The 13,848-nt window shown below is 40.3% G+C and carries 14 protein-coding genes and 1 riboswitch; of the genes, 6 read left to right on the forward strand and 8 right to left on the reverse strand.

Annotated features, from left to right (window positions below; genetic code table 11):
• The first annotated feature begins 6 nt into the window (after window positions 1–6).
• Window positions 7–603 carry a LysE family translocator gene (locus V7783_RS03175; RefSeq protein WP_335677505.1) on the forward strand — a complete coding sequence of 199 codons (597 nt, stop codon included), beginning with the start codon at window positions 7–9 and terminating at the stop codon, window positions 601–603.
• A 489-nt stretch (window positions 604–1,092) separates the two neighbouring features.
• Here V7783_RS03175 and V7783_RS03180 read toward each other — a convergent pair whose 3' ends face one another.
• Window positions 1,093–1,254: a hypothetical protein gene (locus V7783_RS03180; protein ID WP_335677594.1), complete on the reverse strand. Its 162-nt coding sequence runs from the start codon at window positions 1,252–1,254 to the stop codon at window positions 1,093–1,095.
• Between the two features lie 412 nt (window positions 1,255–1,666).
• Here V7783_RS03180 and sbcB point away from each other — a divergent pair, with 412 nt between their 5' ends.
• Complete coding sequence (gene sbcB, locus V7783_RS03185; protein WP_335677506.1) at window positions 1,667–3,112, forward strand: exodeoxyribonuclease I; 1,446 nt, start codon at window positions 1,667–1,669, stop codon at window positions 3,110–3,112.
• A gap of 91 nt (window positions 3,113–3,203) precedes the next feature.
• Here the strand turns inward: sbcB and V7783_RS03190 are convergent, their stop codons facing one another.
• The gene (locus V7783_RS03190) at window positions 3,204–4,085 is read right to left on the reverse strand and encodes an NAD(P)-dependent oxidoreductase (protein WP_335677507.1); all 882 of its coding nucleotides are present in this window, start codon (window positions 4,083–4,085) and stop codon (window positions 3,204–3,206) included.
• Window positions 4,086–4,207: 122 nt separating this feature from the next.
• Here V7783_RS03190 and V7783_RS03195 point away from each other — a divergent pair, with 122 nt between their 5' ends.
• Together V7783_RS03195 and V7783_RS03200 are read left to right on the forward strand one after the other, a co-directional pair.
• Complete coding sequence (locus V7783_RS03195) at window positions 4,208–4,729, forward strand: glutathione peroxidase (RefSeq protein WP_335677508.1); 522 nt, start codon at window positions 4,208–4,210, stop codon at window positions 4,727–4,729.
• Window positions 4,695–5,675 carry a 2-hydroxyacid dehydrogenase gene (locus tag V7783_RS03200; RefSeq protein ID WP_335677591.1) on the forward strand — a complete coding sequence of 327 codons (981 nt, stop codon included), beginning with the start codon at window positions 4,695–4,697 and terminating at the stop codon, window positions 5,673–5,675. The genes V7783_RS03195 and V7783_RS03200 overlap by 35 nt, the downstream gene beginning before the upstream one ends.
• Window positions 5,676–5,762: 87 nt before the next feature.
• On the opposite strand, the gene V7783_RS03205 is transcribed toward V7783_RS03200, so the two are convergent.
• The 4 genes from V7783_RS03205 to V7783_RS03220 all read right to left on the reverse strand — a co-directional run bounded on the left by V7783_RS03205 (window position 5,763) and on the right by V7783_RS03220 (window position 8,481).
• Window positions 5,763–6,110 carry a hypothetical protein gene (locus V7783_RS03205; RefSeq protein ID WP_335677509.1) on the reverse strand — a complete coding sequence of 116 codons (348 nt, stop codon included), beginning with the start codon at window positions 6,108–6,110 and terminating at the stop codon, window positions 5,763–5,765.
• 27 nt (window positions 6,111–6,137) lie between these two features.
• Entirely contained in the window at window positions 6,138–6,617 is a 480-nt protein-coding gene (locus V7783_RS03210; protein WP_335677510.1) for a zinc-ribbon domain containing protein, read from the reverse strand.
• 5 nt (window positions 6,618–6,622) lie between these two features.
• Entirely contained in the window at window positions 6,623–7,027 is a 405-nt protein-coding gene (locus V7783_RS03215) for a biotin/lipoyl-containing protein (protein ID WP_335677511.1), read from the reverse strand.
• A gap of 131 nt (window positions 7,028–7,158) precedes the next feature.
• Window positions 7,159–8,481 (reverse strand): sodium-dependent transporter, encoded by a 1,323-nt coding sequence (locus V7783_RS03220; RefSeq protein ID WP_335677512.1) that lies wholly within the window; start codon window positions 8,479–8,481, stop codon window positions 7,159–7,161.
• Between the two features lie 152 nt (window positions 8,482–8,633).
• Here V7783_RS03220 and V7783_RS03225 point away from each other — a divergent pair, with 152 nt between their 5' ends.
• Window positions 8,634–9,380, forward strand: coding sequence for a 4'-phosphopantetheinyl transferase family protein (locus V7783_RS03225; protein WP_335677513.1), 747 nt, complete (start codon window positions 8,634–8,636; stop codon window positions 9,378–9,380).
• On the opposite strand, the gene lysC is transcribed toward V7783_RS03225, so the two are convergent.
• Both lysC and nhaD read right to left on the reverse strand, forming a co-directional pair.
• Complete coding sequence (gene lysC, locus V7783_RS03230; protein WP_335677514.1) at window positions 9,357–10,760, reverse strand: lysine-sensitive aspartokinase 3; 1,404 nt, start codon at window positions 10,758–10,760, stop codon at window positions 9,357–9,359. The two genes, V7783_RS03225 and lysC, sit on opposite strands and share 24 nt — an antisense overlap.
• Before the next feature lie 77 nt (window positions 10,761–10,837).
• A riboswitch (Lysine riboswitch) is annotated at window positions 10,838–11,009 on the reverse strand.
• A 115-nt stretch (window positions 11,010–11,124) separates the two neighbouring features.
• On the reverse strand, window positions 11,125–12,372 hold the full coding sequence (gene nhaD, locus V7783_RS03235) for a sodium:proton antiporter NhaD (RefSeq protein ID WP_064666008.1): 1,248 nt from the start codon (window positions 12,370–12,372) through the stop codon (window positions 11,125–11,127).
• A 178-nt stretch (window positions 12,373–12,550) separates the two neighbouring features.
• Here nhaD and V7783_RS03240 point away from each other — a divergent pair, with 178 nt between their 5' ends.
• Window positions 12,551–13,846, forward strand: a complete 1,296-nt coding sequence (locus tag V7783_RS03240; protein WP_335677515.1) for a hypothetical protein — start codon at window positions 12,551–12,553, stop codon at window positions 13,844–13,846.
• The last annotated feature ends 2 nt before the right edge of the window (window positions 13,847–13,848 follow it).

Genomic DNA, 13,848 nt, shown 5'->3' on the forward strand with positions numbered 1-13,848 from the left:
CTCACTATGTTAGAAATATTCGCTTATGCCATTGGTATAATGTATACCCCTGGGCCAATAAATTTGCTCGGCCTGCAAAGTGGTATCAATAATAAAACCACTGCACACTTAGGTTTTTTTGCCGGAGTAGCAAGTGCGATGCTTTTACTATTTTTACTTTTAGGTTATGTAGGAATTGCACTGATCCCAGCAAAAATATTGCCAGTTATAAGTTTTGCTGGATGTTTATATATTCTCTATATCGCGGTGAGGGTAGCTAAAACACCAGTCAATTTTGATAACCAAGCAACCAATATAAAGTCGCTAACCTTTAGCAACGGCCTATTTATGCAACTACTCAATCCCAAAGCGCTAGCTGCCACCTTGCCAATTACCACCATTCAATTTCCCGCCGCAGGCATTGCTGGCAGCAGTATTGTATTGTGGTCATGTATCCTGGCGTTATTCGCATTTGGCGCACCAGCGAGCTACTCACTTGTAGGCAGAGCCATAGGTAAACACATGACAAACGCACATTACTTTAAAATAATAAATTTATTGATGGCCGCATTGCTTGTGGTGGTCGCAGCAGATATAGCCGTCACGCAAATTTTTATACAGTAATAGCGGTAAAGAAGTTACAGCAGTTTTTGTAACATACTCGCCCTTCCCTGCGCTATAAACGCAAAAAGCCCATATTGAATTAATCAATATGGGCTTTTCTATAAACTGTAAGCTTATAGTGAAAAGTAGTGTTCAGCGCAGATCAGATTATGAAAAACCACCACGCTGCTGGCAACTAGCGTCGCGTCTAATAAACTGAGCGACCGCAATCATGCGTGATACGAACGGTTAATCACTTTTTATGCTGTAAACTCATATACTCTAAATTGTGACTCACTGCTTTTTTGTAAAAGTGCAATTGTTTTAGTGCAAATCGTTTAAACTTATTCATGATCATATTCCTATTAAATTAGTCGCGTTTGTTGCCGACAACTGAACTTTAGAGTATTGGCTCAACGTCTACAAACGATATAAATAAACTCAATAGGTGAATAAAACTAACTCATAGACTTTAGTCTAATGAATAGGCTGGTATTAAAAGTGCCCGGCTCAATTAAACCAGTTCATCCAATCGTGTTTGTTGTATACGGCCAATACTCCGCGCATGGTATGATCTAGCATTTTTTCGGTTACGTGTGTTGCAACACTGTTTTCGCTTAGTAATGTTGATATAGGCTGGCGGATTGCTTTTTTTTTTGAGTTCTTAGTCAATGCTACTCTTGGCTAAACCAACCTCTGACTGCCTAGCCCCTGTTATGTAAATTAGCTATAAATATGCTTTTAAGCTCTTCTCGTCGTAACAATCTGAAAATAAGCAATTGATGATGAATTCCATCTAAGCAATGGGAAAAGCTTTAAAGTATAGAACATGGTAAAAAACATTCGTGGCTAAAGCACACTCCTACTTATAGGCCTCACCAACAATTTAAATATGGCTTTTCTTTTAATGAATGGTTAGGTTTCGTAACACTCAAGCCAAGCTAGCCGCGAATAGTATGATTACCATCATTTAATCATCCAAACCTATAAACTCCTGCGCCCATATGCCATAATCTAAATAATTCATGAATTTAGTAACTTGGCGGTATTGCAACCGTTTCAAGCTAACTTAAAGGGTTTTTAAATGGCTTATCAAGAGCAAAATCAAGCAACTATTTATTGGCACGATTATGAAACGTGGGGGGCTAGCCCACAAAAGGATAAGCCGAGCCAGTTTGCGGGTATTCGTACCGACCTTGATTTAAACATTATTGGTGAGCCACTCATTGAATATTGCAAACCTGTGGCTGATTATTTACCGCATCCGGAGGCGTGTTTGATCACCGGTATTACTCCGCAAGTTGCGATGCAAAAAGGCTTAGTTGAAGCTGAGTTCATTGCCAAAATTCATGCAGAATTTAGTGTACCCAATACCTGTGTAGCTGGTTATAACAGTATTCGCTTTGATGATGAAGTAAGCCGCTATAGCTTTTATCGTAACTTTTACGACCCTTACGAGCGTGAATACAAAAACAACAATAGCCGCTGGGATATTATTGATTTGGTACGTGCTTGTTATGCGCTACGTCCTGAAGGTATTGAATGGCCGTTAAAAGAAGATGGCAGCCCAAGCTTTAAACTAGAACATTTAACGGTTGCCAATGGCATTGAACACGCAGCAGCCCATGATGCACTAAGCGATGTGACTGCGACTATTGCATTAGCAAAGCTTATAAAAGAAAAACAACCTAAGTTATATAACTTCTTTTTTGGTTTACGCGGTAAAAAAGCACTCGCGGAATTGGTCGATGTATTTAATATGACGCCACTGGTGCATACTTCATCACGTATTCCAGCCACACAAGGTTGCACTAGTTGGATTGCACCGATGAGCTTTCATCCAGTTAATAAAAATGCCGTGGTGTGTTTTAATTTAACTGAAGACCCGCAGGTTTTACTGGATTTATCGGTAGAAGAATTACGTACTCGTCTTTATACGAAACGCAGCGAACTTGGCGAAGATGAACTGCCTGTTGGTTTAAAACTAGTGCATTTAAACAAGTGCCCTATTTTAGCGCCTGCAAAAACGTTATTGCCAGAGAATGCGGCCCGTTTAGGGATTGATCGCGAGCAATGCTTAAAGAACTTAGCGATATTAAAGGCAAACCCAAACCTTCGCGATAAAGTCACTGAAGTGTTTAACGACAAACCCGATTACGGCAAAACCACTAATACCGATTACATGCTGTATGACGGTTTTACTAGCCATGCAGATAAAGCAAAATTTGCCATTATACGTGATGCCAGCCCAGAGCAATTGGCGGGTATGAAGCTTGATTTTGAAGATAAGAAGTTTGATAACTTATTGTTTAAGTATCGCGCCCGTAACTGGCCACAATCGCTTAATCAAGATGAGCTTGATCAATGGCGCCAATATTGTCAAAACAAGTTAATGCATGGCGAAGATCAGCCGTCGATCAGCGCCCAAGATTTTATGATCACCCTTGAAAATCTGGCCCATGAACATGACGATAATGAAAAGAACCTGACTATTCTAAAAGCGCTGTATAACTACGCGCAGAGTATGTAAGCGGTAAGCGGTAAGCGGTAAGCGGCTTGATGTTAATAAATATAGCGCCTTCGTCAATATGATTTAAGGCGCTAAGCTACAATTAAAGCTATTACTTTTTATGCAGTGATTCAATGCGCGCTAATAAGCTTGATGTATCATAGCGACCACCACCGAGGGCTTGTACATCAGCGTAGTATTGGTCAACAGTGGCTGTCATTGGTAAAGTAGCCCCATTATTTTTTGCTTCATCAAGCGCAATACCTAAATCTTTACGCATCCAATCAACAGCAAAACCAAATTCGTACTCACCTGCCCACATAGTTTTGTAGCGGTTTTCCATTTGCCATGAGCCTGCTGCTCCTTTTGAAATTGTCTCAATTACTTTTTCGCCATCAAGGCCTGCTTGCTTAGCAAAATGTAAACCTTCGGCTAAACCTTGTACTACACCCGCAATACAAATTTGATTAACCATTTTACATAATTGGCCTGAGCCCACTTCACCTAATAACTGGCTAAAACGACTAAATGCAGCCATCACAGGTTGTACTTTAGCAAATACTGCTTCATCGCCACCTGCCATCACAGTGAGTACACCATTTTCAGCACCAGCTTGACCACCAGATACAGGCGCATCAATAAAGGCAATATTTTGTAGCGCTGCTTTTGCTGATATTTCACGGGCAACTTCGGCCGATGTGGTGGTGTGATCAACTAACACTTTGCCATCAGCCATACCTGCAAGTACACCATCTTCACCATAAACCACTGAACGTAAGTCGTCATCGTTACCTACACACATAAATACGATATCAGCCCCTTTTGCAGCAAGTGCTGGGTTAAGTGCCACTTTGCCCGAGTATTGCTGTGCCCATTGCTCTGCTTTAGCTGTTGTGCGGTTGTAAACGGTAACTGTATGGCCTGCATTAGCTAAGTGACCCGCCATTGGGTAACCCATAACACCTAAACCGATAAACGAAACATTCATTGACATAAAATTGACCTATTTCAGTGGTAACTTAAAAAGATACTTTGATTATCTCAACCGAACAGTAAAAAAGCGAATGAAAAAGTCTTCATTAAATTTCTTCATGGACGGTTCACAGCAGGTACATTATGGATAGCATCTATCAATTCAGCGCCCCACTTTATAACGGCGAAGATTTTTCTCTAAGTCAGTTAAAAGGTAAAACGATTTTAATCGTCAATACCGCCAGTAAATGTAATTTTTCAGTGCAGTTAAGTGCACTTGAAAAGCTCTATCAGCAATATAAAGACCAAGGGTTTATTGTATTGGCCTTTCCGTGTAATCAGTTTGACTATAATGAACCAATAGCCAATGCTGATATTAAAGACTTTTACCAACAACAGTTTAATGTTAGTTTTCCGGTGTTTAGTAAAGTAATGGTGAATGGGCCGGATGCCCACCCACTGTTTAATTACTTAAAAACCCACACCCGAGGAATTGCACAAAACCGTGCTATAAAATGGAATTTTACTAAGTTTCTAATAAACTCTGAGGGACAGTTATCAGTGCGCTACGCACCGCGTACTAAACCCGAAACCTTAAAAATGGTGATAGAGAGTACCCTTAATGACGCAAATAACGATAGCGCTTTTCAGTTCGCAGAAATATGATCAGGCGTCTTTTGATGCCTGTTTAACTAATCACACAGGCATTACCCTCACCCATTTTGAACAAGCACTCAACGAACAAAGCGCACTATTGTGCCAAGGCTTTGATGCTGTATGTGTATTTGTAAATGATGTAGTCAATGAAGCAGTCATAAAACAAATTGCCGAACTTGGCGTAAAATCTATTTTGCTACGCTGCGCCGGATTTAATAACGTTGATTTAACAGCTGCAGCAGCGCATGGTATTAAAGTATGCCGCGTCCCTGCCTACAGCCCTGAAGCGGTAGCCGAGCATTGTGTGGCATTAATGCTTACTTTAAACCGAAAAACCCATAAAGCGTATAACCGTATTCGTGAAGATAACTTTGATTTAAATGGCTTGCTAGGTTTTAACTTATTCAAAAAAACCATAGGTATCATTGGCTGCGGCAAAATTGGCTTAGCATTAGTAAATATTCTCAATGGCTTTGGTGCTAAGGTATTAGTGTGTGACCCTTATGCAGAGCAAGGTAATTACACAATTTGCGATCTTGATACTTTATTAACGCAAAGTGATGTGATCTCATTACATTGCCCGCTTAACGAGCAAACCCATCATTTAATTGATCAGCAAGCCTTTAGTAAAATGAAAAAAGGCGCAATGCTTATTAATACCTCCCGCGGCGCACTAGTTGATAGTAAGGCATGTATTGTTGCATTAAAAAATAAGCAACTCGGTTATTTAGGCTTGGATGTTTACGAGCAAGAATCCGAGTTATTTTTTAAAGACCGCCGCGACGAAATCATGCAAGATGATGTATTTTCACGTTTAGTGAGCTTTCCTAATGTATTAGTGACCGGACACCAAGGCTTTTTTACCAAAGAAGCACTGAGCGAAATAGCCCACACTACATTACAAAACGCTCATGAAATCGCCAATCAACTCACTTTGAGTAATGAAGTTAAATAAAGAGGTATTAGGTGCTAGATGCTAGATGCTAGATGCTAGATGCTAGATGCTAGATGCTAGAAAAAGTTTAAAAACGAAGGAGCAAAGTCAACTAAGTTGGCTTCGCTTCAATCTTTTAAGTTGCATAAATCCTAAAATCGAGCCAATCGGAATAAATAACAGCCAAAGATAGGCAAAATATCTACAGAAAAGATTAAAAGACTTTGAACTGTTATTTTTTTTAATAAGCCACATACTAAGAAAAAGACCAAATAAAGCAGGAACTATTTGAATTACTGAAATAACCACACCAGCAGAGAGCTGCGCTGAAATTAATTTAGGATCATTTGTGGGTAACTCTAAAAAAGCACGGCATAAACCCGAACAAAAACTAATCAGTGATAATAGTAAAAAGCTCTGTAATACAAGACTGATTAATTTTAATAATTTATACAAATTAGCTCCCCCGATAAAAAACACCGCTTACATTTTACGAATAGCGTTTAGTTTATTTATCTTGTTGATCACACCTAAATCAAACAGTTGCTCCGCTGTAGACTTGAGCAATTGAGTTTCCTCTGGCGTTCTATGTTCTTTAATAATTAAGTTTGCATAGCTAATTTGCAGCCGGTTTATTGCACGGGTTTTCTTTCTGCATTCAAAGCATTTAATTGCATGTGCATCAATCCAAAACCTTAATTGTTCAAACCAATATTGCTGCTCTTTAGCAAAAAATATAAAAGCTCTGTGACAATCGACACATTGCTCTTCTATATCAATGTAGAGTTGTCTTGGATATACACAGTAACTTTGTTTTTCAATTGCTGCGGGGATTGCCGTCTCAGGAAAGTAACGCAAACTTTTATATCGCCAAAAGGCATTATTGATTTCTTGCTTTGGGTAACTATTTCCAGAGGGAATTGGCTCGCTGCCATATTTTGGGTGGTTTACATAATTGCTCATCTTAGCTATTTCCCCAGCACAAAAAGGATGACTAAAGCCCCTACTGCTAGAGCAATAATTAAACTTTTATTTAGTTTAGACAACCAAGGAGAAACAACAGCGTCATTTTCTGAGCCGTTTACTCGCGGTGGAGGTTGTTGAGCTGTAGGCCGTGCTGGCATTTCGTTGTCTGCAAGCTGCTGCAAAGTCATCACAACTTGCTCAGCATTAACATGGTCACCATTGGCAATCGTTATATTCTCAATAATACCATTACAGTCGGCCATAACTTCTAAGACAACTTTTTCAGTTTCTACATCAAAAAGTATATCACCTGCATAAACTAGTTGCCCTTCACTAACATAAAGTTTAGCGACATCTGCTGTGCGTATTGAGTCTGGAAAGGCTGGTACTTTCACATCTATGTTCATAATTCCTCCTTGGATAAAACGCAGCGTTAACGCTGCGTGTATTCTCTTATGCCTTATAGTCTAACGCTTAAAACTAAAAAACTGACGGCTGACGGCTGACGGCTGACGGCTGACGGCTGACGGCTAAATTATCAACCAAATGCTACATTAGCAAACACGGCGGTCATCAGTACTGGGCATACAAAACGTATGTACTGTGCAAACCAAAAACGTACACCACTTGCTGCTTCATGAAGTTGATTACCTCGGCGCCATAACCACCCTACCGTAATAAAGTAAAATAAGCCCATTAAAGGTAATTGATATTGAGTAAGTACCATGATCACTAAACCAAATAGCCAATCAAAGTTAACAATTATCAGCGATGAGGCAGCAAGGACTGTTAAACTGACCAAAAAGGTGGCCTTTTTACGCTCAACTTGATGATTTTCAACTAAAAAAGCCACGGGAATTTCGGTTGATGAAATAGTTGATGTGAGTGAAGCTATCGACATTAATACAAAAAACAGTAAGCCAACTAACAAGCCAACTTCACCCATGGTATTAAATAACTGCGGCAAGATGGCAAAAATTAACTGCCCTTCGCCCACTAATTTACCGTCACTAAATACTTGCACACCGTTATATTGCGCCACATAAATGGCAGGAATAATTAATAATCCGGCTAAAAATGCCACCCCAGTATCAAGCAAGGCAACAGAGGCTGTTAAACGTGGGAGGTTAGCATCCGGCTGTAAATATGAGCCATAAATCATCATACAACCCACACCCAATGACAGTGAAAAGAACGCCTGCCCCATTGCCGCAATAATTAAACCTGGGTCGAGTATTTGGCTAAAATCTGGCACTAAATAGGCTGCAAAGCCTTCGTTAGCACCATCAAGCGTTGCTATGTAGGCAATTAAACCGACCAGCAGTACCAGCAACATCGGCATTAACCGGCGTGACCAGGTTTCAATACCTGATTTCACCCCTTTGAGAATAATGCTGGCGGTCAGTATTAGCATCAATGGCGTGAATATAAAATTACGTGCCATAGAGTCAGTTTGTAAAAACTGGCTTAGCACTGTGAAGCCGAAAAAAGTGCTTATTGGTTCAAGCGCATAAGCCAACATCCAGCCTGCGACGATTGAATAAAAGCTCAACATCACGATAGCGCCCACTAAACCTAAGTAGCCAGCGGCAGCTCCAACATTAGGTGCTTGCTGTTGCCATGCATTTTTAAGTGCTTTAACTGGGTTAGCTTGTGCTTGGTGACCTAAATATAATTCAGTATATAACGCGGGTAAGGCCAGTAAAAAGATAACAATAAAATAAACCAGTAAAAACGCACCACCGCCATGATTGGCCGCTTGCGTAGGAAACCCCCAAATATTACCTAATCCAACCGCAGCGCCAGAAGCTGCTAAAACAAAGCCAAGGCGGCTTTGAAAACCATCACGCAATTGTGCCATACATCTACAATCTGTTATTATTTTTCATTATTGTGAATTAAACCATATTTCACAGTCACTGAGTAATAAATTTGCCTTGGCTTAATTAACCAGAGCACAACCGCACAAAATATAAACATATTTGTTCTTTTATCACCTTAATTGTGGATTTTATGCCTGGCTTATTTTTTCAACAGCGATTAGTTATCAACAAGTACCGCGAACACTTACTCAATACAAATACTGTATTGTTATTTGATGCCCAGCAGTTAAATGTTGATGAATTTGATTTACACGCACTTTTAAGCCCTTTTGAACTGGCAATAATAAAACGGCGTAAGAGTAACAAAGCCAAGCAAGAATATTTAGCTACTCGGCTATTACTTAAGTATTTGGTAAAACAAAGTTCAGCGCAGTTTAGCCATTTAACCGCAAATCAGATCAGTTCTGAATTTGATGAGCAAAGCAGTAAATTACGCATTCATATAACCGGCAGCGAAACGGTGTTTAGCAGTTGTTTGTCACACTCGAATGGCTTTGTCGGTGCGGCGCTGAACATAGAGCAGGCTGAGTTTGGTTTTGATATTGAAAAAATAAGTGTACAACGCCCGTTTGTAAAACTCGCTAAGCATTTTTATCATCAAGATGAAGTAAATTTAATTACGCAAAGCCAACAGCAAAGCGCTGAGCGTTTTTTTAGAATTTGGACTTTAAAAGAAGCGCTGGCGAAAGCCACAAGCAGGCCAATTGCAAAACTATTAAGCCCCAATGTATTTACTGAGCTTGAGCAAGCAAATTTAGCGGCGCTGAGCTGCCAATATAATGAGTTTGATATTAGTGTAGTAAGTGACAAGAGCACTGACTGGCAGTGCTCTGTGGTGAATTCTATTTCGCAGTTACGCGGCGTGTTGGGCTTCTAACAAACGGCTGTGAATAGCTTGTACAACTAAGTCAGATTCACTTTGTTCTACCAAAAAGCACAAGTTGTGCTTGCTTGCGCCATGGCAAATTAGGCGGATATTAAAATCACTTAATACCTGCATTAAATTAACTTGCTGCTGACGCAACTGAATTTCAGAACCAATCAGCGCCACTAAGGTTAAATTGTTTTCAACCGATACATGGCAAAACTCTGCAAGTTTGTCTAAACATTCTTGATCAAGCTCAGGACGCGACGCATTAGGTGCATTATCTAACGTAATTGCGACACTGATCTCAGAGGTCGTCACTAAATCAACGGAGATATTAAACTCACTTAAAATTGCAAACACGCGGGCTAAAAAGCCACTCGCCAATAGCATTTCTGGGCTTTTAAGCGTTAATAAAATTTGGTTTTTACGTTGCGTTACCGCACGAATACCGGGTACTTGTGATTTTTCACGTTCGATCCAAGTGCCACCACGCTCTGGTTCACGGCTTGAACCAACAAAAACACTGATGTGGCTGCGGCTGGCCGGTAAAATAGTCGCCGGGTGTAATACTTTAGCCCCAAAGGTCGCCATTTCTGCCGCTTCATCAAAACTTAAACGAGCAATCGGTGTGGCTTTTACGCATAAACGCGGATCAGTACTAAAAATACCCACAACGTCAGTCCAAATGTGTACACTCTTCGCGTTGACAGCTTCTGCAAGTAATGCCGCACTGTAATCTGAACCACCACGACCAAGTGTGGTGGTTTGCCCATGCGCGTCACTGCCAATAAAACCTTGAGTGACTACAACATGTTCTTTTAAAAGTGGTATTAAATGCTCTTTCGCAGCCACAGCGGTTGCAGCTACATCCGGTGTTGCTTTAGAAAACTGGCTATCAGTTTTAAGCACTTGGCGTACATCAAAACGTACCGCATCTAAACCATTTAAACGCAGTACTTGGGTAAATAAATACGACGATAAGCGCTCACCAAAGCTGAGTAGTTCATCCTGTTGTTGTTTGTTTTTTAATGGCTCGCTCGCCAAGGCTTTAAATGCTTTAATTGTTTCTTCAAAGCCATGGGCTAAATCAGCATCAAGTGAAAGCTCATTTAAAATGGTGTCTTGAATAGCTATTACGCCGGCAATATTTTCAGCGCGCTCATCACTTGAAATCTCTTTTTTACACAAGGTAACTAGGTGGTTGGTAACACCGGCACTGGCACTAACCGCCACTACCCGTACATTGTTATCGGCTACAATAATTTCACTGCAACGGCTCATAGCTTCAAAATTAGCGACGCTGGTGCCACCAAATTTTGCTACAACTATCTCTGATTTTTGATTTTTCGCTGACTGTTGCACGTTATTAGCAGCTAATTGGGTATTCATGTCGTCTCCTTTTGTGGCATTCGTACCACGATAAAACAAGAAGAACTTGGCAAGGGGGTGCTCGATAAGAAAAGTCCACTGCCAGAAGCTCTCCACCTAATTGGTGACAGTTTTGAGGATTCAGCCCCATAAACCGAAAAACCACTGTGACGTGCAGTTGTTTTTCTCGGCGAATATTTCCCTCCTTAATGGTCGTTGGCAGTCGTCGCCTCACATTAAGTACCTAAATACCGCACCTCTTCTGAATGTTAGATTAATTGCATTCTATAATTACCAATTAAAATAACAAAGCCCACATAAAGTGGGCTTTGAAAGTTATCGTTTAGACGTCTAGCTGTCAAGTTGTTTTAAATAATAAAGGCTATTAAATAAAGCTACCTGCTAAATACGACCCAATATAACCGATTGTATACGCTATTAATAAATACACCGACATACGTAAATAACTCATAAAGGTCAGCGCTTTAACTTTACTCATGGCAATAATACCTGCCGCAGAGCCGATGATTAGCATAGAGCCACCCACGCCGGTTGCATAAGTAAATGATAGCCATTGCTGCGGACTCATCACGATTTCTGCTTTAAGTAGAGCGGCCGTCAGTGGTACGTTATCAACCGCGGCTGACAAAATACCCATTAAGTAGTTAGCGTATTGCGCAGGCATTAGTTCATAAAGATGCGTGAACTTACTTAGCATACCTACTTCTTTTAAAGCACCTACCAGTAATAATACACCAACGAAGAACAGCAAAGTGTCGTATTCGATTTCACGAATATAATCGATAATTTTTTTATTCACGTCTTTTTTGCGCATTAAAAATTGCGCCACTAAAAACATCAATGACAACCCAAATAAGAAAGTTAACAACGGCGGCACATGATAAAGCACGCTGAGTGTCAGTGTAGCGAAAATAGTTGATAAGAAAATAACTGCAATTGTAATATCGGTTTTTTCAATACGGCGCTCTTCTTGTTTAGTAAACTCAACAGCACCATTTAAGCCAAACGATAGCATGATCGCCAGCAGTGCAACACTTGCCAGTGCAGGCACTACTAACAATAACAAGTTCGCAATACTTACTTTTCCATCTAGGAAAATCATTAGTGTTGTTACATCGCCGGTGATCAATGACACACCACCCGAGTTAACGCTAAAAATAATTAATGTGGCGTATTTAATAAGCTTTTTCGGATCGAGTTTTAACGACATCACTACCGCAAGGGAGATCAAGGTAGCTGTGATATTGTCTGAAATCGACGAAAATAAAAAGGAAAACCCACCAATCAAAAACATCAACTTGCGTTCGCTTATTGCACTGGGCATGACTCTGTGCACAATATTTTGGATAAAACCTTTGGAGTTTAAATAGGCAACAAAGGTCATTGCAGCCATTAAAAACAACCAGAGTGTGGCAATCTCTAAAATATTGTGATCAAGTTGATGTTGTATGTTTTCGGGGCTTTGCCCGTTGAGCGGCGAGATAAATAAGATAATCCAGCATAAAGTACCAAAGAAAAGCGTGGTTTTGGCCTTGTTTACATGGATAATATCCTCTATAACGATGAGCACGAATGCAAGCGTTATCAGGGTTAGGATAATTGCAGATACCATGGTGTTTGAACAACCTTTATAAAAATGTAAAAATTGTATGCTATATGCCGCAGGACGACACGGCGCGCAGTCTAGCACCAAAGACTGTGTAAAACTATTGCAAATTCATTTTTATAAGACAAATCGCTGATAGTCTGTACCTAGGCTATACAGTATTAATTAGAGTTACTGGAGCTTTATGATCCCAGCTAAAAAGTTACTAAATACCCTAACAGAGCATTGGGGAATGTTAGAACTGCTATTTAAACGTTTTAAAATGGCTGATTTCAGCTTAAAAGACGTACAAAATGCGATCAAACAAAAACAGCCAACGTGGTCAAATGAGCGTATATACAAAGAGACCAACCGCCTTTTAAACCAAGATATTATTATTCCTTTGGCTAAGTCGTCGCAGCTTGAAATTAATCGCGCGATTGCAGATTTTGCCACTTTTTTATTGCAAGAAGAACATCTTGGTTTAGCACAAGAAATTAGTGTATTGGTAGACGATTTAGCTCGCTTGGGTAATCGTTTAGATAACGCAGGCAGTATTGAAGACTACGACGAAATGCGCCGTTTTAGTCGTATTATGGATGATCGGGTGCGTAAAATAATGAAGCTATTTGCCCACAACGAAAATGCTATTTTAAATATCGTTGAACAAGCAAAAGCTAACAATGCCGTACAATCGCTGCAAAAGCGCTACAAAGCCGTTATTGAAGCCTTTGATGAATACATAGAGCCGATGCTAGAAATGGTGGATATTCGCGGCGATTTTCATGCTTGCTTTAATACCATCGAAGCGCAAATAAGTACGCAAATTGAGTATATCGAGCGCAGCGGTAAAGCGTATCAAGATAAACGTATGCTGGAACGACTACGCACCCGTATATTAGAAATGCACTTAGTTGGCCGAGAAAGTCTACGTAAAAGCGCTGATATGCTGATGCCACTGCGTGAAGAGCTACGCCGAAATAATATGATCACTCGTCAAGCAGCCAAAGTCCTTGGTTTAGTGCGTAAAAATGGGGTTGATAATATGCTCAGCGCCGTACAACCACATTTTGTGTCTGACACACAGCGGTTCTCATTGGGGCAACAACGCCACATGGTGGCTTATATGGCTGCACTTGTTGAGTTTGAACACAGTGAATACGAACTTCCTGATCAACAAGATGTGCCAGCTTTTGTTACACCCAATATTCCAGATTACAACAATGTGAAAGCGAACTTTAAAAAGCGCTTCAATACGAAGCGTAAAAAGCCTCAGCCATTATTGAGCTTTTTAGGGGAGAGTTATCCCGACCTTGAAGCCGACGAAATGCTGTTTTTATATCAAAAACTGGTCAGCGACACTGAGCTTGAAATCAATCAAAGTGATGAAAAAATGCGGGTAAAAATCGCAGGACAACATTTTTCACTCTTTCCGTTTAATACAAAACCATTTAATTCTAACTCTGTTGCATCAGAGCAATCTTCAACAGGGAATGAGTAAGT

It is taken from the genome of Pseudoalteromonas sp. (genome assembly GCF_036960685.1).
Taxonomy (GTDB): Bacteria; Pseudomonadota; Gammaproteobacteria; order Enterobacterales; family Alteromonadaceae; genus Pseudoalteromonas.